The sequence below is a fragment of the Hymenobacter montanus genome, from assembly GCF_014699115.1.
Lineage (GTDB): Bacteria > Bacteroidota > Bacteroidia > Cytophagales > Hymenobacteraceae > Hymenobacter > Hymenobacter montanus.
On sequence record NZ_JACXAD010000013.1, the window covers coordinates 64,204 to 85,008 of the forward strand.

At 57.7% G+C, this 20,805-nt stretch carries 18 protein-coding genes; 10 read left to right on the plus strand and 8 right to left on the minus strand.

Annotated features, from left to right (window positions below; translation table 11 throughout):
• Positions 1-77 precede the first annotated feature (77 nt).
• Entirely contained in the window at positions 78-2,936 is a 2,859-nt protein-coding gene (gene uvrA / locus IC235_RS12745; protein ID WP_191005565.1) for an excinuclease ABC subunit UvrA, read from the minus strand.
• Positions 2,937-3,299: 363 nt separating this feature from the next.
• Here uvrA and IC235_RS12750 point away from each other — a divergent pair, with 363 nt between their 5' ends.
• On the plus strand, positions 3,300-4,709 hold the full coding sequence (locus IC235_RS12750) for an alpha/beta fold hydrolase (protein ID WP_191005566.1): 1,410 nt from the start codon (positions 3,300-3,302) through the stop codon (positions 4,707-4,709).
• An 85-nt stretch (positions 4,710-4,794) separates the two neighbouring features.
• Here the strand turns inward: IC235_RS12750 and IC235_RS12755 are convergent, their stop codons facing one another.
• Positions 4,795-5,208 carry a DUF5360 family protein gene (locus IC235_RS12755; RefSeq protein WP_191005567.1) on the minus strand — a complete coding sequence of 138 codons (414 nt, stop codon included), beginning with the start codon at positions 5,206-5,208 and terminating at the stop codon, positions 4,795-4,797.
• 821 nt (positions 5,209-6,029) lie between these two features.
• On the opposite strand from IC235_RS12755, the gene IC235_RS12760 reads away from it, so the two are divergent.
• Positions 6,030-7,502, plus strand: coding sequence for an alpha/beta hydrolase family protein (locus IC235_RS12760; RefSeq protein WP_191005568.1), 1,473 nt, complete (start codon positions 6,030-6,032; stop codon positions 7,500-7,502).
• A 232-nt stretch (positions 7,503-7,734) separates the two neighbouring features.
• Positions 7,735-8,814, plus strand: coding sequence for a ComEA family DNA-binding protein (locus tag IC235_RS12765; RefSeq protein WP_191005569.1), 1,080 nt, complete (start codon positions 7,735-7,737; stop codon positions 8,812-8,814).
• 55 nt (positions 8,815-8,869) lie between these two features.
• On the opposite strand, the gene IC235_RS12770 is transcribed toward IC235_RS12765, so the two are convergent.
• The gene (locus IC235_RS12770; RefSeq protein WP_191005570.1) at positions 8,870-10,156 is read right to left on the minus strand and encodes an MFS transporter; all 1,287 of its coding nucleotides are present in this window, start codon (positions 10,154-10,156) and stop codon (positions 8,870-8,872) included.
• Positions 10,157-10,406: 250 nt separating this feature from the next.
• Between IC235_RS12770 and IC235_RS12775 the strand changes: the two genes are divergently transcribed.
• From IC235_RS12775 to nth, 6 genes are all read left to right on the plus strand, one after another.
• Positions 10,407-10,709 (plus strand): 2Fe-2S iron-sulfur cluster-binding protein, encoded by a 303-nt coding sequence (locus IC235_RS12775; protein WP_191005571.1) that lies wholly within the window; start codon positions 10,407-10,409, stop codon positions 10,707-10,709.
• 54 nt (positions 10,710-10,763) lie between these two features.
• Complete coding sequence (locus tag IC235_RS12780) at positions 10,764-11,060, plus strand: 2Fe-2S iron-sulfur cluster-binding protein (protein ID WP_191005572.1); 297 nt, start codon at positions 10,764-10,766, stop codon at positions 11,058-11,060.
• 60 nt (positions 11,061-11,120) lie between these two features.
• Positions 11,121-11,474, plus strand: a complete 354-nt coding sequence (locus tag IC235_RS12785) for a ferredoxin (protein WP_317173572.1) — start codon at positions 11,121-11,123, stop codon at positions 11,472-11,474.
• A gap of 538 nt (positions 11,475-12,012) precedes the next feature.
• Positions 12,013-12,648, plus strand: a complete 636-nt coding sequence (locus IC235_RS12790; RefSeq protein ID WP_191005573.1) for an RNA polymerase sigma factor — start codon at positions 12,013-12,015, stop codon at positions 12,646-12,648.
• Positions 12,626-12,814 carry a hypothetical protein gene (locus IC235_RS12795; protein ID WP_191005574.1) on the plus strand — a complete coding sequence of 63 codons (189 nt, stop codon included), beginning with the start codon at positions 12,626-12,628 and terminating at the stop codon, positions 12,812-12,814. The genes IC235_RS12790 and IC235_RS12795 overlap by 23 nt, the downstream gene beginning before the upstream one ends.
• A 152-nt stretch (positions 12,815-12,966) precedes the next feature.
• A complete protein-coding gene (gene nth / locus IC235_RS12800) occupies positions 12,967-13,644 on the plus strand; it encodes an endonuclease III (RefSeq protein WP_191005575.1) in 678 nt (225 codons plus the stop codon).
• Between the two features lie 297 nt (positions 13,645-13,941).
• Here the strand turns inward: nth and IC235_RS12805 are convergent, their stop codons facing one another.
• Complete coding sequence (locus tag IC235_RS12805; RefSeq protein WP_191005576.1) at positions 13,942-15,150, minus strand: glycosyltransferase family 4 protein; 1,209 nt, start codon at positions 15,148-15,150, stop codon at positions 13,942-13,944.
• A 102-nt stretch (positions 15,151-15,252) separates the two neighbouring features.
• Positions 15,253-16,278: a gliding motility lipoprotein GldB gene (gene gldB, locus IC235_RS12810; RefSeq protein WP_191005577.1), complete on the minus strand. Its 1,026-nt coding sequence runs from the start codon at positions 16,276-16,278 to the stop codon at positions 15,253-15,255.
• 81 nt (positions 16,279-16,359) lie between these two features.
• Here gldB and IC235_RS12815 point away from each other — a divergent pair, with 81 nt between their 5' ends.
• A complete protein-coding gene (locus IC235_RS12815) occupies positions 16,360-17,037 on the plus strand; it encodes a porin family protein (protein WP_191005578.1) in 678 nt (225 codons plus the stop codon).
• 270 nt (positions 17,038-17,307) lie between these two features.
• Here the strand turns inward: IC235_RS12815 and IC235_RS12820 are convergent, their stop codons facing one another.
• The 3 genes from IC235_RS12820 to IC235_RS12830 form a co-directional block, all read right to left on the minus strand.
• A complete protein-coding gene (locus tag IC235_RS12820) occupies positions 17,308-18,915 on the minus strand; it encodes an Rne/Rng family ribonuclease (RefSeq protein ID WP_191005579.1) in 1,608 nt (535 codons plus the stop codon).
• A gap of 428 nt (positions 18,916-19,343) precedes the next feature.
• Positions 19,344-20,264 (minus strand): tetratricopeptide repeat protein, encoded by a 921-nt coding sequence (locus tag IC235_RS12825; RefSeq protein WP_191005580.1) that lies wholly within the window; start codon positions 20,262-20,264, stop codon positions 19,344-19,346.
• Positions 20,265-20,426: 162 nt separating this feature from the next.
• The gene (locus tag IC235_RS12830) at positions 20,427-20,738 is read right to left on the minus strand and encodes an HU family DNA-binding protein (RefSeq protein ID WP_191005581.1); all 312 of its coding nucleotides are present in this window, start codon (positions 20,736-20,738) and stop codon (positions 20,427-20,429) included.
• Between the last annotated feature and the right edge of the window lie 67 nt (positions 20,739-20,805).

The following is a 20,805-nucleotide window of genomic DNA, read 5'->3' on the forward strand; positions in this document are numbered from 1 at the left end:
ACAGGCGGCAAACGGGAAAGCACCGGGTAGTAGAGCGGAAGAGAGGCGTGGAACCCAGGCCGGGCTACGCCACCACGTTATACTTTATCAGCCAAAAACCGAGCGGTATGGTTGGTATCTTTCAGCTTCACCAGCTCTTCGGGCGTGCCTTCAAAGAGCAGGTGGCCGCCGTTCAGGCCACCTTCGGGGCCAAGGTCAATCAGCCAGTCAGCGCATTTGATGATGTCGACGTTGTGCTCGATGATGAGCACCGAGTTGCCCTGCTCAACCAAGGCATTCAGGGCCGTGAGCAGCTTGCTGATGTCGTGGAAGTGCAGGCCAGTACTGGGTTCATCGAAGATAAATAGAATTTTGTCGTGCTGCAATGTAGCTCCTTTGGTTAGAAACGAAGCTAGTTTCACGCGTTGGGCCTCCCCGCCCGAAAGCGTGTTGGCCGACTGCCCGAGGCGGATGTAGCCCAGGCCCACATCTTCGAGTGGCTTGAGGCGTTCGGCCACTTTGGGTTGGCTTTTGAAGAACTGTACGGCATCGGTAACCGTGAGTTCCAACACCTCGTCGATGCCCTTATCCTGGAACTTGATTTCCAGAATGTCCTGCTTGAACTTACGGCCGCCGCACCCCTCGCACGTCAGGAAGATGTCGGCCATGAACTGCATCTCAATCTTCACCTGGCCTTCGCCCTGGCATACTTCGCAGCGCCCCCCGTCGATGTTAAAGCTGAAGTGCGACGGCTTGAGCCCCCGCGCCTTGGCCAGCGGCTGCTCCGAAAACAACGTTCGGATGGCGTCATAAGCTTTCACGTAGGTAACCGGGTTCGAGCGCGACGACTTACCAATGGGGTTCTGGTCGACGAACTCGACGTGCGACACCTGCCCGTTCACGCCGCTGAGCCGGTCGAACTTACCCGTGCTTTCGCCCGCGCCCCCGCCGAGCATTTTCATCAGCGCCGGCGCCAAGATGCGCTTGATGAGCGTGGACTTGCCCGAGCCCGATACGCCCGTTACGACCGTCATCACCCCGAGGGGAATTTTCACGCTCACATTTTTGAGGTTGTTTTCACGCGCCCCCGTCAGCTCCAGGGCATTGCGCCAGGGTCGGCGCACCGCGGGCACGGGTACCGCCAACTGGCCACTCAGGTACTTACCGGTGTAGGTTTGGGTATCCTGCAACAGCTCGGCCATCGTGCCCTGAAACATGAGGTTGCCGCCGCCGCTGCCGGCCTCGGGGCCGATGTCGATAATCTGGTCGGCCGCCTCCATCATTTTCTCCTCGTGTTCCACCACCACCACGGTATTGCCGAGCTGCTGCAACGAGCGCAGCACGCCAATCAGCTGTTCGGCATCCTTGGGGTGCAGGCCAATGCTGGGCTCGTCGAGCACGTACATGGAGCCCACCAGGGCCGAACCCAGCGACGTGGCCAGCGAAATTCGCTGGCTCTCGCCCCCGCTCAACGTGTTGCTCAAGCGATTCAAGGTTAAGTACCCCAGTCCTACGCGGTTGAGGTACCCCAGGCGGTTGGTCACTTCCGTCACGAGGCGTTCGGCTACCTTGGCCTCGTGCTCACCGAGGCGGAGGTTCGCGAAAAAGTGCAGCGCTTCGGAGATGGGCAGCAACACGATGTCGGCAATGTTGCGACCGTCGATTTTTACGTACTGCGCATCTTTTCGCAAGCGGGTGCCCCGGCAGTCAGGACAGGTGGTGCGCCCGCGGTAGCGGCTTTGCAGCACCCGGTACTGAATTTTGTGGGTTTGCTCGCTCACCCACTTAAAGTAGGCATTCAGCCCCTGGAAGTACTTGTTGCCCGTCCACAGCAGGCGCTGCTCGGCTTCGCTCAACTCGTTGTATGGACGATGGATGGGAAAGTCGAAGCGGATGCCATTCTTGAGCAGCGGCTTCAGCCACTCACCCTGCTTCTCGGTGCGCCACGGGGCGATGGCGCCTTCGTAAACCGTCAGGCTCTTATCCGGAATCACCAGATCCTCATCAATGCCCAGCACCGAGCCAAAGCCTTCGCAGGTCTGGCAGGCCCCGTACGGGTTATTGAAGGAGAAGAAGTTCACGCTGGGCTCCTCGAACGTCAGGCCGTCCAGCTCGAATTTGTCGGAGAAGGTTTTGGTGCGTGGCTGTTCGTTCTCGGCCGCCTCCGCTGTTAATTGCACCAAACAGGTGCCGTGGCCTTCGAAAAAGGCAGTTTGGACTGAATCAGAGAGGCGAAACAGCAAATCCTCGTCGTTCGGCCGCAGCACGGCGCGGTCAATCATGATGAAAACCTCGCCCTCTACCTCCGGCTTGCCCGCGCCGAGCAGCTCCTCGATAAAGGCCGTCTCCCCATTGACCACCACCCGGCTGTAGCCTTTTTGCAGCAGCAAATCCAGCTCTTTGCTCATTGGGCGACCTTTCTCGGGGAAGAGCGGGGCCAGCACCATGGCCTTGGTGCCTGCGGGCTGAGCGGCCAGAAAGTCAACGACGTCGGCCACGTTATCCTTGCGCACCTGCTCGCCGCTGACGGGCGAAAACGTCCGGCCCACCCGCGCGAACAGGAGCTTGAGGTAATCGTAGATCTCGGTGCTGGTGCCCACCGTGGAACGGTTATTCTTGATGCTGACCTTCTGCTCGATGGCAATGGCCGGCGAAATACCGCGGATGTAGTCCACATCGGGTTTATCCATACGGCCCAAAAACTGGCGGGCGTAGCTGCTCAAGCTTTCTACATACATGCGCTGGCCTTCAGCGTAGAGCGTATCAAATGCCAGGCTCGACTTGCCCGAGCCGCTCAGGCCCGTGACGACAATGAACTGATTGCGCGGCAAGGCCACGCTGAGGTTTTTAAGGTTGTGTACCCGGGCGTTTTTGATAAGAATAAATTCGCGCGGGTCGAGCTGGTCGATGACGCTATCGGCAGGCGCCGAAACTTGTAACGAGTCTTTCTTGGACATAGCTGGATTAACACCGGAAGGGGGGCGGAAGGTTTCGGCCCGGTTACCGCTGCTTGAGCCGGCGAAGGTACGGCAGGGGCCCGGCTGTGACCATTAGCCAGTCTTATCGGAACGCTGACCGGCGGGGCGATAATGTTGCGTTTTTCTTAACCTCCCGCTTATTCCTGTCCGATGCTCTATTACCTTCCTGAATGGTTGTTCTTAGCTGGCTCGCGGCGCTTTGTCAAGTTCCACAAACCGTCGCCCCAATGCCGAAGCTCATGGGGAGTGGCGGTGCAAAAACGAAGTCGCTACCTGCGCTACCTTAATCGAACTGCTACTTTCTAAATTGAATAGCGAACCCTCTCCTATAAGCTTACTTTTATGCCGACCTTTTTCCGCTACCTGTTCTGCACTGCGGTTGTCGCTTTAACGGTGGCGGCTGGTACCCGCGCCCAAACGGCTCGCCCCAGCCTCACTGGCGATTGGTTCGGCACGCTCGGACCCATTGATTTCGCCATGCACCTCACCGACCCAGCTACCGGGGCGCGCTCGGCGACCCTCGACATTCCCGCCCAGCACGTGCAAGGCATGGCCATGCAATTTACCGCCCCCGGCGACAGCGTATACCTGCGCTTGGCCCGTCCCGTCGCCCAGTTCGCGGGCCGCCGTTCGGCCGACGACCAGCAGCTGGTGGGCGAATGGCAGCAGGGTTTGCGGGTGCTTCCCCTCACCTTGAGCCGCAACGGCTCGAACGCTGCTGCGGCCACCACCCCGCCCAACCGCCCGCAAACGCCCCAGCCCCCCTTCCCCTACCAAGCCGCCGACATCACTTTCAAAAACGAGCAGGCCAATGTAACGCTGGCCGGCACCTATACCGTACCGGCTGACAAAGGTCCTTTTCCGGCGGTGATACTGCTCACCGGCTCGGGCCCACAAGACCGCAACGGAAGCATCCTGAACCACCAGCCCTTTGCCGTGCTGGCCGATTACCTCGCCCGCCGCGGCTTGGCCGTGCTGCGCTTCGATGACCGGGGCGTAGGCCAGTCGGGCGGCACCCAGCAGGGCATGACCAGCGCCGACTATACCACCGATGCGCAGGCAGCCCTGGCTTGGCTGCGCGCTCAGCCCGGCATCATCAAGAGCCAGGTAGGGTTCATCGGCCACAGTGCCGGGGGCACGGCGGCCATTGGGGCGGCGGGGCAGGCGGCCGGGCCCAACTTTTTAGTGCTCCTGGCCGCCCCGGGCTTGGCCGGCGACGAAATGATGGTGCAACAATTTCTGGCCCTGACGCGCCTAAAAACCAACAGCGCGGCTCAATTGGCCGCCGTTGAGAAGATGCAGCGCACCATTTTCCAGATCATCCAAAAGACTGCCGACGATGCTCAGGCTCGCGCCCAGCTTCTCGCCTTGTTCGACCCTACCCATTCGGCTAGTCCGCAGGTACTGGCTCAGCTAGAGCCACAGCTGGCAGCTTACACGTCCCCCTTTTATCGTCATCTGCTGGCCGATCGTCCCGCCGTATCCTTGCCCAAGGTGCGCTGCCCCGTGCTGGCCCTGGGCGGCAGCAAGGATATGCAGGTAGTTGCTGCTCAAAACCTCGCTGCCACGACCGCTGCTCTAAGGGCAGGCGGTAACCGCGATGTTACGGTTAAGGAGCTGCCCGGTCTCAACCACTTATTTCAGACGGCTAAAACGGGCGGGCCAGAAGAATACGCCCTTATCGAGGAAACCTTTGCTCCCGCTGCTCTTCAGGTTATCGGCGATTGGTTGATGCAGCATACCGCAAAATAGCCCGGGCAGTTCTATCCCAGCCAGAAGTCAGACGGCCTTCGGGCCCCACTGGATTGGCCCGGCGAAAGTAGCCGCCTGGGTTGGCTCAGTGGCCGTTCAAGGCAACGTTAGGGTCGGCCAAAGACCGCAACAAACCGGGCAGAAACGCCAGCGGGTAGAGCAGCAGGTATAGGTTAGGTATCCACCACACCAGGTCGAAATCCTGGCGCAGAGCCCAGAAGGCCACCGCCTGCAAACCCGAGCAACTCGTGAGTACCAACGACACCAGCGCGTAGCCGCGCCAGGCATTCCGCTGCCGGCCATGCAGGTACAGCGCGTAAAAACCCGTAGCCGATACCAGCAGATCCAGCGGCAAAAACGACCAGTTCCAAGCAGCCAATAGGGGGTGGTGATAATCCTTGAAAAGGTAGGCTTCCGGCAGCGCATGCGTAAGCGTCAGGAGCCAGTACAGCACAAACGCCACATCCGTGACCATAAAAAAGTACCGCAGCGTTTTCATAGGGTCCAAGTCGATATTTTAGGAGGCCCAGCAGTAAGAAGCCGTAGATGAAGCCTGGCCAGGTAGCGTAAAACTCTCTGTGAAGTACGTGCTACAGCCCAGGGCAGCCCCGAAAAGAAAGGCGAAGCGAGGCCAAACTCCAGTGAGGCGTCGGAAATGACGGGTGAGTCGGTAGCTCCACTTCCAACTGCGCTGCGCATATTGCCTGGCCGAGGTTATTCTGGCTTTTAAAACTCTGCTGTTTTATTGCTAATAGACTCTTTCACCTTCCAGGCCCGACAGTAATGTAGTACTTCATCGAAAGCCTGTTTGCCCGGGCGCGCATCGTGGCACTCGGGCAAACAGGTACTACCAGCCGGAGCCACTGGTGGTAGCTCTACCGGACGCGGCGTAAGAAAAAACGGAGGGCTATGATACGCCTAAGCACGTTGTGTTTTGGGAAGGTCTGTCCTCTGAAATGCCGGCCGCCAAGAGTTGCGGGCCGCCAAGCACCCGAATGATTGCCAGATATAGCTCCGTAAGCATTTCCGCCGGACCTTAGCCCTGCTCTACCGCACCTGCGACCGTCGCAACATCCTGGTAGCCTCGTCAGTTGATATTAACAACTATTGTAAGTCATGCATTATATGTAATATTATGACGATTAGACTTTTGCATTCATTTACCGTTATGAGCACTGCCAGCTAATTTTTCGCGGGCCTGGCATTACGGCCCATTTTTTCCGTAATTGCTAAGCGGCCGGCGTCGAAGTACAATTATTGTATTTTACAGTGTTGGCTTTTGTTTTTATATTATAATCCTAGTTTATACTATCAGTTATCATGATCCGCTATTTTTTCGGCCTGCTAACTCTGCTTGCTTTACTTGCTCAAGCACCTCTCGCTACGGCTGGCTCGCTTCCAGCTCCCCTTAACGGTCAGTGGAAAGGCCCCCTGAAGATGGTGGGCGGGAGAATCATGGTCATCATCACGATTGTGCCGCTGACCAACGGCACGTACTACGGAGCCCTCGACGCGCCCCAGCAGCGCATCAACCGCATGCCGGTGGAGGTGGAATTACACGGCACCGACCTCAAGCTACGCATTGAGCAGGCCGGGAGCAGTTTTACCGGTAAAGTTCTGGGCAACGGGGCCGAGCTGAGTGGCACCTGGACGCAGCCCGGGCTAAAATCCCCAATGGTGCTACAACGGGCCGCAGCCAAGCCGATGGCTGCCCATTTTCCGATGGCGCCACCCTATCGCGAAACCAAGGTAACCTTCCAAAATACAGTTAGTCAACATCACCTGGGGGGCATCCTCACCGTGCCAGCCGGCTCGGGGCCTTTCCCGGCCGTAGCCCTGCTGTCGGACGTTGGCGCCCAGGACCGCGACGTGGAAGTGGCCGGCTACCGCATGTTTGGCCAACTGGCTGATTACCTTACCCGCCACGGTATTGCCGTATTACGGTTCGATGACCGGGGCGTGGGTCAATCAAGCGGTTCGCACACCAACTCCACCACCGCCGACCTTGTCACGGATGCGCAGGCCGCCATCTCTTTTTTACGGTCTCGGCCGCTCATTGCGCCGCAGCACGTGGGCTTGCTTGGGCACGGCGAAGGAGCCAACGTGGCCCTGCTCACGGCCGCCAAGTCGGGTCCGGCCCCGGCGTTCGTAGTGTCGTTGGCGGCCTACGGTCAGTCGGGCTACCAGGTGCTGCTCCGCCAGCAAGGTGAAATTATGCGCTTGATTGGAGCCGACCCCGGGCAAGTGAAAGCAGCTCGGGACCTGTATGCCCGCACCGTCAACATCATTCGCCAGACCCCTAACAACGCCCTCGCCCAAACCAGAGTAGCGTCGCTGTTGAGCAGCGCCAATACGGGTATCGACGAGAGTATGGCCCGGGCCCGCGCCGCGCAGCTTACCTCGCCGTGGTCCCGCTTCTTCTTTGATTTTGACCCGCAGACTCATTTAGCCAAGGTGCGGTGCCCGGTGCTGCTGCTCAACGGCACGGCCGATTTGCAGGTATCAGCCAAGAAGAACATGACGCCTTTACGGCGGACCTTGCACAACGCTCACCGCAACGTTACCTCCTACCGGCTCAACGGCGTCAACCACTTATTTCAGCCGGCACCCAACCAGTGGCCAATGGTCAACGGCGTGCAGCAGCCCACGTTCTCGCCCGACGCCCTGAAGAGAATAAACGACTGGGTGGCCGTCACAACCCAGCGGCCCAAGACGCCACTGGGGGCCCCGAGCAAGCAACCCGGGCTCCCGCGTAAGCTCGTTAAAGTAGCTACCGTGGTCGATGTGCGGTAGTAAGTCGACCGCCGTGGCAGCGGGCTTCGGCGGTGGGCTTCGCCGGCGGGTGCCCTGGCTTCAGGCGGCTGCTGGTGCGCGAGAGCATTGGTGATAAGTGTCCAACGTGTTCGTATTCCGGGATTTTTCTTAAACTTGCTGGCTGGGGTCAGTGTCGCAACCGCCAACTGGCTAGCTCAGTCCTTTTTCTCATTCCCGCCTTTTTTCCAACCGTGCGTTGGAGCTTCTGCCCATGGCTGCTACGCCACCCCTACCGCGGTCCCGCTGGTCCTGGCATAATGCCGGCCCAGGGCGCTGGGTGCGGCGCTACTTCGGCTACTCACGCAGCGAAGTCCGGGGTATGGCGGTGCTCCTCCTGGTGGTAGTAGCCGCCATTGTCGCTCCCCTGCTGCTGCGCCCCGACCTGCCCGTGTATTTACCGGCCGCCGACCAGCAGGAGCTGAATGAGCTGGTAGCTTCGCTGAAAGATCACCGCACAACCACCCCGAGCGCGACGGCGGCCTTCCCGCAGCGGGAAGGCCGCGGCGGGCACGGCCATGCGCGCTACCCCACCGTGGCGCAGGTGCGGCTCGCTCCCTTCAACCCCAATGCCCTAACGGCCCAGGATTGGGAAGCCCGGGGCGTGCCGCACTTCGTAGCGGGCCGCATCGTGAAGTACCGGGAGGCGGCAGGTGGTTTTAAGGCCAAAGCCCAGTTGAAGAAGATGTATGGCCTGACCGACTCGGTGTACCAGCGCCTGGCGCCCTTCATGCAGCTGCCCGAAGAAGCTCCCAAGCGCAATGAGCCGCCTGCCTACGCGGCCGCCCGGCGCGGGCCCGATGGTAAGTTTCCGCCGTTTGCCCCGGCCAACGCAGCCGACCACCAGTTGTTTGACAGGTCCTCCCGGCCTCGCCCGCGCAACCTGCAGCCCTTCGACCTAAACACCGCCGACACTACCCAGCTGATGCAGATTCGCGGTATCGGACGGAGCCGGGCGAAGTGGGTGGTAAGGTACCGCAATCAGCTGGGTGGCTACCTGCGCGAAGAGCAGCTAGATGAAGTCTTTGTGCTGAAAGATGCGCCCGATTTACGCGACAGCCTCAAGAAATATACCTTCGTAGCGCCCGGCTTCAGCCCCAAGCTGGTGAACGTAAACACCGCCTCATTCGACGAACTGTACGTGCACCCATACATCGGCAAGCCCCGGGCCCGCCTCATTGTGGCGTATCGGCAACAACACGGCCCCTTTAAGCAGGTGGAAGATTTAAAACAAATTCCCGTTCTAAAAGCAACGGACTGGGAAAAGCTGCGCCCGTACGTGCGCTGTGAGTAACCAATCTTTCCCACCGGGCTGAAAGTCGGCCGGGCAGGGCCTCGTACTATTCCCCCTATTTTGTTCCGGTTTCTAGTTTCCGCAGCTTATCGGCTCGCCAGGCGGTCACGGCCACGACCACCAGGGTCATCAGCCCCCCGAAAACCACCGAGGGCACCGTACCCATTAACTTGGCCGCGGCCCCGCTCTCGAACCCACCAATCTCGTTGCTGGACCCGATGAATATGTTATTCACGGCCGATACCCGCCCCTTCATGTATTCGGGCGTGTGGGTATGAATGAGCGTAGAGCGGACGATAACCGAGACCGAGTCGAATACGCCGGTTAGAAACAGCAAAAACAGCGACAGCGCCAAGCTCCTGGACAGCGCAAAGCCAATCGTGGCCAGCCCGAACCCCGCCACCGCCCACAGCAGCTTCCGCCCCGCGCCGCGCCGCAGGGGCGAGTAGGTGAGCCATATCGCCATCAGCACCGAGCCCACGGCCGGGGCGGCCCGCAGGTAGCCGAGCCCGTCGGGGCCGGTGTGCAGAATATCGCGGGCAAAAATGGGCAGCAGCGCCACCGCCCCGCCAAACAACACCGCGAACAAATCGAGCGAGAGCGCCGCCAGCACGATTTGGTGCCCAAAAATAAACTTTACGCCGCTCAATATGCTCTCGCTCAGGCTAAGCTGCTCACCTTCACGCGGGGGTAGTGGCCGGCCCGCAATGCTCAGAAACAGCAGCAGCGAGACCAGCATCAGCCCGGTATCGACCCCGTAAGCGAAGCTCTTGCCCTGCTGCGCGAACAAAAGCCCCCCTATCGCCGGCCCCAGCACCGCCGAGGCCTGCCAACTGGTGGAGTTCCAGGTTACCGCGTTCGACAGCAGCGCCCGGTCCGGCAGCAGCTGCGGCATAAAGGAGAAGAGCGCCGGCCCCATAAAGCCGCGGGCGATGCCACTCACGAACAGCACCACGTAGAGCATCGCCACGTACAGCGGCACCTCCAGCACCTGCTGATTGGCGAATAGGGCCCTTCCGGCCGGTTTGGTTAATAAAAACAAGCTGAGTGAACACAAAAACAGCACGATCATCGCCGGAATAATAATCCGCTTGCGCGGCACCGAATCGGCCACGTGGCCGGCATAGAGCGACACCGTAATGCTGGGGATGGCCTCGGCTAAGCCCATAAGCCCTAACGCCAACGGGTTGTTGGTCAGCTCATAAATCTGCCAGCCAACCACCACTCCCTGAATTTGGCTCGCGATGATGTACAGCACCCGCGCCGATACCAAGCGGCGGAAATCAGGCAGGCGAAGGGCGGCGTACGGGTCGTGGGCAGTAGTAGTGACGGGAGCAAGCATAGACAAAAAGCGCCTTTACGGCTGCAGAGGCCAAAGGTAGCGCCGCCCCAGCCGGCTCTTGGCGGTGGTAGGGGTTATTTGTTGCGTTGATTTCTCTGCTGTGACAGTAAGTCATAACCCACCGCTGACCGCTTAATGTTTAATTTTTGCACAACTACTCGAACCTTAAACCTAATCTCGAAGCTGACCATAGCATTGAAGGCTGCGTTAGGAAAAAGGATTAATCTCGTTGAATGCTTTATTTTTTTGCATGGCAACTTACAAAGTCACCCTCATCAACGAAGCTGAAGGGCTTAACCAGACTATTGATGTTGAGGATGATACTTACATCCTTGATGCCGCGGAAGAAGCACAGATACAACTCCCATACTTGTATTCTTGCCGCTTTGGTGCTTGCTCCACCTGCGCCGGCAAAATTATATCCGGCACAGTTGACCAACTCGACCAATCTTACTTAGATGATGACCAAATCGAGGCCGGGTTTGTCCTCCTCTGCGTTGCCTTTCCCGCGTCTGACTGCACGATCGAAATTCAAAAAGAAAAAGACCTGTAATAAGAAAGAGTACCATCAGCCTTTTTCCCTCCCCACTACATAAAAGAACGTAGCATGGCAACTTATAAAGTTACCCTCATCAATGAAGCTGAAGGACTTAACCAGAATATCGACGTGGAGGACGATACTTTCATTTTTGATGCTGCGGAAGAAGCCGGAATAGAACTCCCGTTTTCTTGTTTGGCTGGTGTTTGCTCCACCTGCGCCGGCAAACTCATATCAGGCACGGTTGACCAATCCGACCAGTCTTGGCTGGACGACGATCAAATCAAGGCCGGATTTGTCCTGCTCTGCGTTGCTCTTCCTCAGTCTGATTGCACGATCGAAACCCACAAAGAAGAACTGAAATAAAAAAGGGGCTGTCAACCATCTGTCCTAGCTCGAGGCATTGCTTAACAGCATTCTGACGGTATGACTGATCTTCTCCCTCGCCGCCCCCGCCACATAAAAGAACAGAGCATGGCCACTTACAAAGTCACCCTCATCAACGAGGCCGAAGGAATTAATCAGACCATTGACGTGGAGGATGATGCTTACATCCTTGATGCTGCGGAAGAAGCCGGACTGGAACTCCCGTACTTGTTCCACTGCCGCGCTGGTGCTTGTGCAATGTGCGCCGGCAAAATTATATCAGGCAAAGTTGACCAATCCGACCAAGTTTTCCTGGACGACGACCAAATCGAGGCCGGGCTTGTGCTCCTCTGCGTTGCTTATCCCGAGTCTGACTGCACAATCGAAACGAACAAAGAAGAAGAGCTATTCTAAAAACGGAGCCTCAGTCAGCTGTCTTAACTCAAGAATGTTAACCATCAGCATCTTGAGGGAACGAATGATCGAGTCGAGTAATGTCGCATTTTTATTTAACCCGTGAAACCTTATCTAGAATTCTTAGGACTTGCGCTAAAAAGTTCGAAAAATCCGGAATTGAGGCTGGCCTGGAGCCGTTATCCGTTCCTTGCTCCTATTGCCTGGTTCCTTCTGCGGGGGCTTCGCTCCTGAAGCGCGCCGGAGTCGCAACCGGTAAGGTCCGGCCCGTGGGGGCACGTGAGGCTTCCCGGTTGCGCCAGCTATCCCTACCCCAAACCGCTCTAAAGGGCTGTTCTGAAAATATTGTGCTGGCCCCGCAAAAAGATTTTGGCATTTTTCTTTTTGCTCTATTGCGGATATGCAGGAGAATTTTCTACATTTGGTTCCGATTCTAGCGGATCCATATATCACGACTGCTAGTCGCTTTCTCATTCTTTTTTCAGTAACTGCATACTATTGGTCTAAAGCTCTACGTTCTCCTTACCCGTAGCTCCTTATGGACCTCTTGCAGCCGAGCGATTCCGCGCTCATTTCTCTTTACCTGGCCGGCCAGGAATCTGCCTTTGCCATCCTGTTGGAGCGGCATCGAAGCCGCGTATTCACGACTATTCTGCTCATCGTTCGCGACGAGGAAGTAGCCGAGGATCTGTTGCAGGATACCTTCATCAAGGCCATTCACACCCTGAAAAGTGGTCGCTACAACGAAGAAGGCAAGTTCGCTCCCTGGATTTGCCGCATTGCCCACAACCTGGCCATCGACTCGTTCCGGCGGGGCAAGCGTGTTCCCCACGTAAGCCTTACGGATAACGACCGGCTGGCCAGTTCACTGACCATTGCCGACGATGGCCCAGACGATATCATGGCCCGGGAGGAAACCCACAACCACCTTCGTGCGTTAATCCAAGAGTTGCCCGCGGCCCAAAAAGAAGTGCTGCTCATGCGCCACTATGGCGATATGAGCTTCCAGGAGATTGCCGACGCAACCGGCGTGAGCATTAACACGGCCTTAGGCCGGATGCGCTACGCGCTGATAAACTTGCGGAAAAAAATGACCGCCAATTCGCAGTACTATGATCCAAATATTACCCCATTCGACCCTGTTACGCTATGTGTACAACGAGCTGCCAGCTGATGAGCGGCGAGGCGTAGAGGAAGCCCTCCTGCACGACTCCGAACTCGCCACCGCTTGTGCCGACCTGCTCCTCGCCCAACGCACCCTCGATGGCCTGCGTCGGGAGCCGCGCCGGGCCGCCACCGATGCCATTCTGCAGTACTCCCGCACGTTTTTAGCGAGGTAAAATTTTTACTTTCCGATTATCATCCTGAGCGTAGCGACGGACCCGACCACCATCAACCACCAGCAGTAATTGTAATGATTACCGCGAAATGTTGGGCTGTGGTCGGATCCGTGGCTACGTTCAGGATGTTTTTTTTCCTACCGCTCTCAGCCATGCGCCGCGCCGACCGTTTTCGCTATTTTCTCGACTACTTCACCACCAACTTTCCCGAACCCAAAACCGAGCTGACGTATGGTAACCCGTATGAGTTGATTGTGGCTGTAGTGCTCAGCGCGCAGTGTACTGATAAGCGCGTGAATCAGGTAATGCCCCCGCTGCTCACGCAGTTTCCGACGGCCGCCCACCTGGGGGCCGCTACGGCCGATGAGATTTTCCCCTTCATTCGCAGCGTTTCCTACCCTAATAATAAAGCTAAGCACCTCGCCGGCCTGGGTCGCATGCTCACGGAGGAATTTGCGGGCGAAGTTCCCAGCCAGATCGAACAGTTGCAACGCCTGCCTGGCGTGGGTCGCAAAACGGCCAACGTGGTGGCCTCCGTCATCTACAACCAGCCGGCCATGGCCGTCGATACCCACGTGTTCCGCGTATCACACCGCCTTGGGCTCGTTCCTAAGACTGCCACTACCCCCCTGGCAGTGGAAAAGGCCCTGGTGCGTTACATCCCGGAGGAATTAATTGCTAAAGCCCACCACTGGCTGATTCTGCACGGCCGGTACATCTGCATGGCCCGGACCCCTAAGTGCAGCATCTGCCCCCTGGCTCCTAGCTGTAACTATTTCGAAAAGCACTTCGGCAAAGAACAAGCCTACGAACCCCTCCCTACTGAATAGCCACCGTCGCCTATCGAAAGGGTTTATTACCACCAAAGCCCAACGCTAGCAGCTCGGCAGCTGAGTATAAAGCGTTCCTTCTTAACTGGCAGCACACCGACGCTGACTTAGCGCCTATCCGGAAAATAAAATAACCAGCACGTCCTGCTCTGTCTGGCGTCCGCGTGTCGCAGCCTCTGTACCGCGGCAGTACTTCATTCGATTGGATCTACTCTCGTGGTAGAGATGCTGCGACAAGCGGACGCCAGACAGAGCAGGATGTTCTTTTTTCTAGGACCGATATTCTCGGATAGGCTCTTAGGCTCCCGCTACTGTGGCCTCCATTATTTGTTGTATTTGCTGAGCAAGCTGCTGCCGATCAAATAGCTGCACAGCCAGTTGCTGCCCCCTGACGCTAGCGGCTCTCAACTCCTCTGGCCGGGCTCGTAGCGCCCGCAGCTGGGCAGCCAGCGCCGCGACGTTGCCAGCCGGTGCGTACCACCCGCAGCCATGCTCCTCCACCAGCGCCTTGGTCCACCCCTCGTTTGTGACGACAACTGGCGTGCCGACCACCAGCGAATCGTACAGCTTGGCCGGCGAATTGGCATCCAGTACCGGCAAGCCTAAAAACGACACCACCGATACCTCCGCCAGTGCGAACCACCGAAATACCTGGTGCCGGGCCTGCCCGCCTACCAAGCGAATCCGCTCCGGCCAGCGGGCGGCAGCATCCTTAATCAAGGGCTCATAAAACCCGTGGCCCAGAAACAGCCACACCATATCGTGCTCGGTAGCGGCCAGGGCTTCAGCCGCCGCCACCAGGGTAGGAATGTCGTTGGCCCGCCCAAACGTGCCGGCGTACAAAATGACGCGTTTGCCGGCTAGCTCCTGTTCCTGGCGTAGCATGGCAACTGCCTCCGGTGTAGCTCGAGCAGCAAACTCCAGGTCGGTGCCGTTGAGGACGGTAGTTACCTTCCCGGCTTCAATGCCCCGGCCGGTTACGTAGCGCGTCATGTCGGGGGAGAGAGGCAGCACGTGCCGGGCGCTTCGATAGAGGCCCTCCTCCAGCCGGTAGAGCTGCCGACGGGCCAGCGCCGTAGGAACGGCTCCCATGGCGATGGGAAACGCAGGCCACAGGTCCTGCACCTCAAATACCCAGGGCACCTTGCGCCAGCGGGCCACCTGGGCGGCGGCCCACGCCGCCGTAAGCGGCGTGCTAATGCCCCAGATTACGTCCGGCTTATCGATGCGCAGGCCTTCCCGCACCGCCCAAGGCACGTACTGCGCAAAAGCCAGGGCCCGACGAGCGGGGCCCATGGCGTTGTGGTACGGAATAGTTGCTTCGCGGATTTCCACGCCCGCCGGCACCCAGGCAAACTCCCGCGTTAGCTGCTGGCTCTTCCAGGCCTCCGTGGTCAGCAAGGTTACCCGGTGCGTTTTGGCAATGTGGGCCAGCAGCGTGTAATGCCGGCTGGTAGCCGGGCAATCGGGGTTGGTATGGTACTGGCTGAAAACGGCGATGTGCATGGTACCTCCCACCTTTCAGCCGGAGAATCGTTGAATGGAAAGCCAGCGGAGCGAACGGGCACCCTTGTAATTGCGCGGCCGGCGTGGTAACCCAAAGTAGGCTTATTGCTTCTTGGGCCGGTAATGCGACTCGTTGAGAATTCGCTGGGCATCCTTCTCGGCCATGAGGCGGCTTAGGCTCACGTCGGGGTGCTCGGCTACGTACTTGCGCACAATCTGCAAGCCCACCCATTGGCCTACCCGGCCGGGGCAGGTCTTATCGATTTCGGGCACGTTGGGACGCTCCCCCACGTACTTCTGCACCAGAAATGGAGTCGTCGAGTACAGCAGGTTTTTTTCCAGGAAGTGGCCCCAGACTCTTTCCTCGTTCGCTTCCAAACCTATTATCTCCCGGTTGGTGTAACCTAGCAGCAGCGAGTCGGGGGTGCAGGGCAGCACCTTGCTGGCGAAGTACAGGGCTTTGCCGGCATGCACCATGGCGTCGAGGGCGGTGTTGGCGGTCAGCTCGTGGCGGTTGTACTTGCTCGACACGTTTTGAGCTAGCAGGGGCAGCAGCCCCGCGGGCTTATAGCGGCGCAGCATGTACTGCGGCAGGTCCGGTCGCTTGCTGGCTTTCGGGCCTACGAACCAGTCCAGGCTCAGCACCAGCAAGCTATCGCTCACGTAAATATCCTGGTTCAGAAACCCGCTAACGAAGGTAACGGCGGGCGGCACCCGAAAGTCCGGAAAGTAGTAATGCACTCGCCGGAACATCTCACCCAAGTCGCGGCGGAGCGCGGCACTGTCGGGGAAAGCGGCGGCGGTTTCGCGGCCGAGCTGCTGCAAGGCCGCGTTCGTCGCCAGTTGGGGCAAGCCCTCGGCTAGTGCTTTCTCGTTAGCTGACTGGCGCTGCAGGTAGTAACGGGAAAAGCCCGGGTGCGCGTCCATAAATCGCCGGGCATCGACCGCTGTCTTAATGGTAAAAAAGGGCTGCTCCAGGTGCTGCACCCGCACTGGCACGGCTGCCGCATCGGCCGCCGCATCGGGCCGGCAGCCATCCGCGCCCTCCCCTTTGCAGGACGCCAAACTCACGCTTAAGCCCAAGAGCCAGGGCAGCCAACGGCGCCCAACAAAAATATTCTTTTTCACACTAGTTAACTTTGGGGCAAAATTAGCCAACAACCCGCTGGCAGTCGGTATCCACCGCTGGCCAGTGGCGCCCCTGCCCTTATGAAAAAAATACTCCTCTCCCTAGCGGTCCTCGCAGCCACGGTTAGCACCGCCGCTGCCCAAGTCGAAATTGGCTTGAAAGTATCGCCTTCCATTACCAGCTTACGAGCTGAATCGCCCAGTGACCGCGCCTTTGCCAGCGATGGCAGCAAATTTGGCTTCGGGGGTGGGCTAGTAGTTGATTATTTTTTTGGTGAAAACTACGCCTTCAGCACGGGCTTGTTGCTGCGCACCAAAGGCGGTGACATCAGCTACCGAGATAACGTGGCGAGCCAACCGGTAACCATCAAACAAAAAATAAGCACGCAGTACCTGGAATTACCCGTGACGGTCAAGCTCTTCACCAACGAGATTGCGCCGGCTACGCGCCTTTACTTTCAAGTTGGCGGCTCACTGAACCTGCCTATCGGCACGCGCATCAACGACAGCAAGTTCTACACTGACCCGGCTACGCTCAAGGAGACCAAAGCGGGCGACCATATCCTCTTTATTGATGCTGATGCCTTAATCAGCTTCGGCACCGAGTATCAGATGGCCCAAAGCACCAAGCTTTTCGGTGGCATCAGCTACCACCGTGGCTTAGTTGATATCGACCGCTATTTTGAAAAAGACCGCGAGTTTAAAGATATCACCATCAAGAACAGCGCCTTCGCATTGGATTTGGGCATCAAGTTCTAAAAGGGTGTAAGGAAGTGGCGCGGGCTCCGTCTGTGCTGGCTTATCTCCGGGCTACCCCACCTTCGCTGCCAAGCGTCGGGCAATGCCCATGTTGCAAAACCGCGAGTACTATGCTTAGCTTAACGCTCTAAGGCACCAGCTTATTACCGGTCTCCCTGCTTACCTGCTTTCAGTCAACTATCTTCATCAAAAGGCCCCAGCTTGCTAGCAAGCCGGGGCCTTTTGTTAATGCTGGTATCTGGTACCAGCAGGCAGTTGAATGCGGCTTCGTTAATCTACGATTTCCACTTCGCGGTCTTGCAACCGGCTCATCGCCGCCGCTGAAGAACGCAGCTGGATTTCTTCGCCTCGCTCATCTTCGATTCGGTAGTCGGTGAGACCCAGGCTGCTGTCCTTCACTACTTTCACCCATTTGTAGTACTTGAGGTACCACTTCATTTGGCGCGAAACCAACCCTTTGGTGTAGTAAGCGTGCAGGAATGGATGCACCGACAGCGTAATGCCCGATTGATTCTGGTTCACCAACAAGTCGTCGATGCTGTTGTCGATATCGTCCGTGACCTGGATAGAGGCCGAAATCTTGCCCGTGCCGCCGCAGGTAGGGCACACTTCGCCGGTTATGATGTTCTCGGCCGGGCGCACCCGCTGGCGGGTAATTTGCAGCAGGCCAAACTTGGTAATGGGCAGCACCGTGAATTTGGCTTTGTCGTGCTTCATCACGTCGCGCACGGTGTCTTCCACCTTCTTACGGCTCTCCGCCGAGCGCATGTCGATGAAGTCGACCACGATAATGCCTCCCATGTCGCGCAAGCGCAACTGTCGGGCTACCTCCTTGGCAGCCAGCAGATTAATCATGAGAGCCGTGGCCTCCTGGTCGTTCTCCTGGTTGCTCTTGCTCCCCGAATTCACGTCGATAACGTGCAGGGCTTCGGTGTGCTCAATAACGAGGTATCCGCCCCCCGGCACGGTCACGGTTTTGCCAAACAGCGTCTTGAGCTGCTTCTCGATGCCCGTCTGCTCGAAGATTTTGATTTTCGAGTTGTGCAGCTTCAGCAAGCCCAGCTTGTCCGGCGCGATTTTTTGCAGGTAGCCGCGCATCTCCTCGTACATCACTGGGGCATCCACCATGATGCTGTCGAATGACTCGTTCAGCATGTCGCGCAGCATCGACGACGTGCGCCCGAGCTCGCCCAGCACTTTGTCGTTGGGCTTAGCGGTACGGAGCGTGGTGTGCATCTGCTCCCACTTCGCTACCATGTCTTGCATGTCCTTGTCCAGCTCGGCTACTTCACGGCCCTCCGCCACCGTGCGGATGATAACCCCGAAGTTGAGCGGCTTGATGCTGGCAATGAGCCGTTTGAGCCGGTCGCGCTCAGCCTTGCTCACGATTTTCTTGCTGACGCTGATGGTGTTCGAAAACGGCATCAGCACGAGGTAGCGGCCGGCCATCGAGATGTCGGTGCTTACCCGAGGGCCTTTGGTCGAAATGGGCTCCTTAATGATTTGCACCACCATCTGCTGCCCCTTTTTGAACACGGTTTCTGCCTTGCCTACTTTGTCAAGCGGAGGCTCAAACGTGAACTTGTCCAGCCCGGCCGTTCCGGCCCGGCCACTCTGAACCGTCCGCACCCACTTCGTGAGCGACGGAAATTGTTCGCCAAGGTCGCCGTAGTGCAGAAACGCATCTTTTTCGTAGCCGATGTCCACAAAAGCTGCGTTCAAGCCAGGCATCACCTTTTTCACGGTGCCCAGGAAGATATCGCCTACTGAGTAATTGGTATCGTTGCGGTCGAAATGGTATTCAATCAGCCGTTTGTCCTGCAACAATGCAATCCGCTCGCCTTCCTGAGTAGAATTAATCACTAATTCATTACTCAAAGCGTTGATTTAATTAAGGTAACCTACCACTAGTGCAGCCCAAGCCCTACCCCGAAACCGGCAAAGGGAAGCCAGAACCGATGGTTCTGGCTTCCCTCGCGAGCCACGGGAAAAGCACCCAGTTAGCCACACCCAGGAGGCTACGTGAGAGATAGGCGGCCGGCTCCTTTCCCGGCAGGAAAACCGCCAACCGCCGCTACGCCCCGTGAGGCTTACTTCTTCTTGTGGCGGTTCTTGCGCAGGCGCTTCTTACGCTTGTGGGTAGCAATTTTATGACGCTTTCTTTTTTTACCGCAGGGCATAATGCTAGGGGTTAAGTTGGGGTTGATTTGATGGTTAGTTATCCGTGGTTCGTTCCGTTCGCCGTAGTTACTGATCAGGGTAATCAGGCCCACCCAATATCAACAACGGGGAGCTAACGTGAGAGCTTATTTCAATTTGGCAATTTCTTCATCGACCGAAGCGGCCAGTGCCGGATCGTTGCTGAGGCTTTTAGCGGCCAGGAAAGCCGCTTTGGCACCTTGCTTATCGCCGGTGCGAGCCAGGGTCACACCGAGGTAGAACTGACCGTTCACGTTTTTGGGGTTGACTTTCACCAAGTCCTGAAAGCGTTTCACGGCTTTATCGAACTGGTTGCTTTGCACCGCCAGAATGCCCATGTTATAGAGCGCCTTCTCGTTGCGGGGGTCGGCTTCCAGTACTTCGCGCAGCAGCGTTACGCCCTGCACGGGGTTATCGGAGGCCATGTAGGCCATGCCAAGGTTGGTCTTGGCATTGAGGTTCCCAGGCTCTTCCTTCAACACTTTAGCGTAAAGCTCCCGGGATTTGCCCCCGAGCAGCTTTACCCGCTCGTCGGTAGCTGCGAAGCTAAAAGCCTGGAAGTAGGCGTCGGCCGCGCGCTGCCAATTCTGGGCACTGGGGTTAGCCAGAGCGGTTTGCTCCAGGTAGTAGCCAGCACTGTCGAATCGTTCGACACTTTCGTAGCGCCGCGCCAGCGTGGTAGCTACCGCAGCGCGGGCGGCCGCATCTGGCGCCGCCCTGTACTGGGCCAGCAACCGAGCCAGCTCCTGGCGCTGAGCCGGCGTAGCCGAAGTATGGGGCGCCGCATTAGGCCCGTTGTTCTCCGTTGCGTTAGCTGGCACTGGCCCCGATGAAGTCTCGGTTTTCGAGCCGTTGGTAGCCGCTCCTCCCCCGTCCCGGTTCGCCGTTTTAGCGGCATCCCGGCTTAGCTCCGACCGGCTTTCCTTAGGCTTTACGATGCCTTTGGGCAGCACCAACAAGCCGCCAACCAGTGCCAGGGCACCAGCCAGAACAATCAGTTGATGGGAAGCAGAACGGGTAGTGGTCATGGGCGGAAAAAAGCCGGCCGCCGGGCTTTCCCTAGCGGAAAAGACGCCGGCGGCGCGGCCGGAATTTCGTTTTTTGGTAGTAAAGACTGAGACTTCGTCGCCCGATAACTCAACTGGTGGTTATGGTCTGACTGCTTGCCTGATTCCCACTACCAGTAGAAATTAGGCTTCTTTCGCGGCAACAGCTTTTACCTTCTTGCTGTTCTTGATTTTGGCCACGAAAGTTTTCGACGGCTTGAAGCTCGGGATGTAGTGCTCCTCGATGATGAGGGACGTATTTTTCGAGATGTTGCGGGCTACTTTACGGGCGCGCTTCTTGTTTACGAACGAGCCGAAGCCTCGTACATAGATGTTATTGCCCTCAGTCATTGATTCTTTCACGACTTTGAAAAAAGCCTCAACAGTCATCAATACATCTGCTTTCTCGATGCCGGTCTTCGTGGAGATTTCGGCGATTACCTCAGCTTTAGTCACGTTGGTATGGTACTTAGGTGGTTGAAAAAATTAACGTTTGTAGGCAAAAAAACCCCGAATTCCAGCG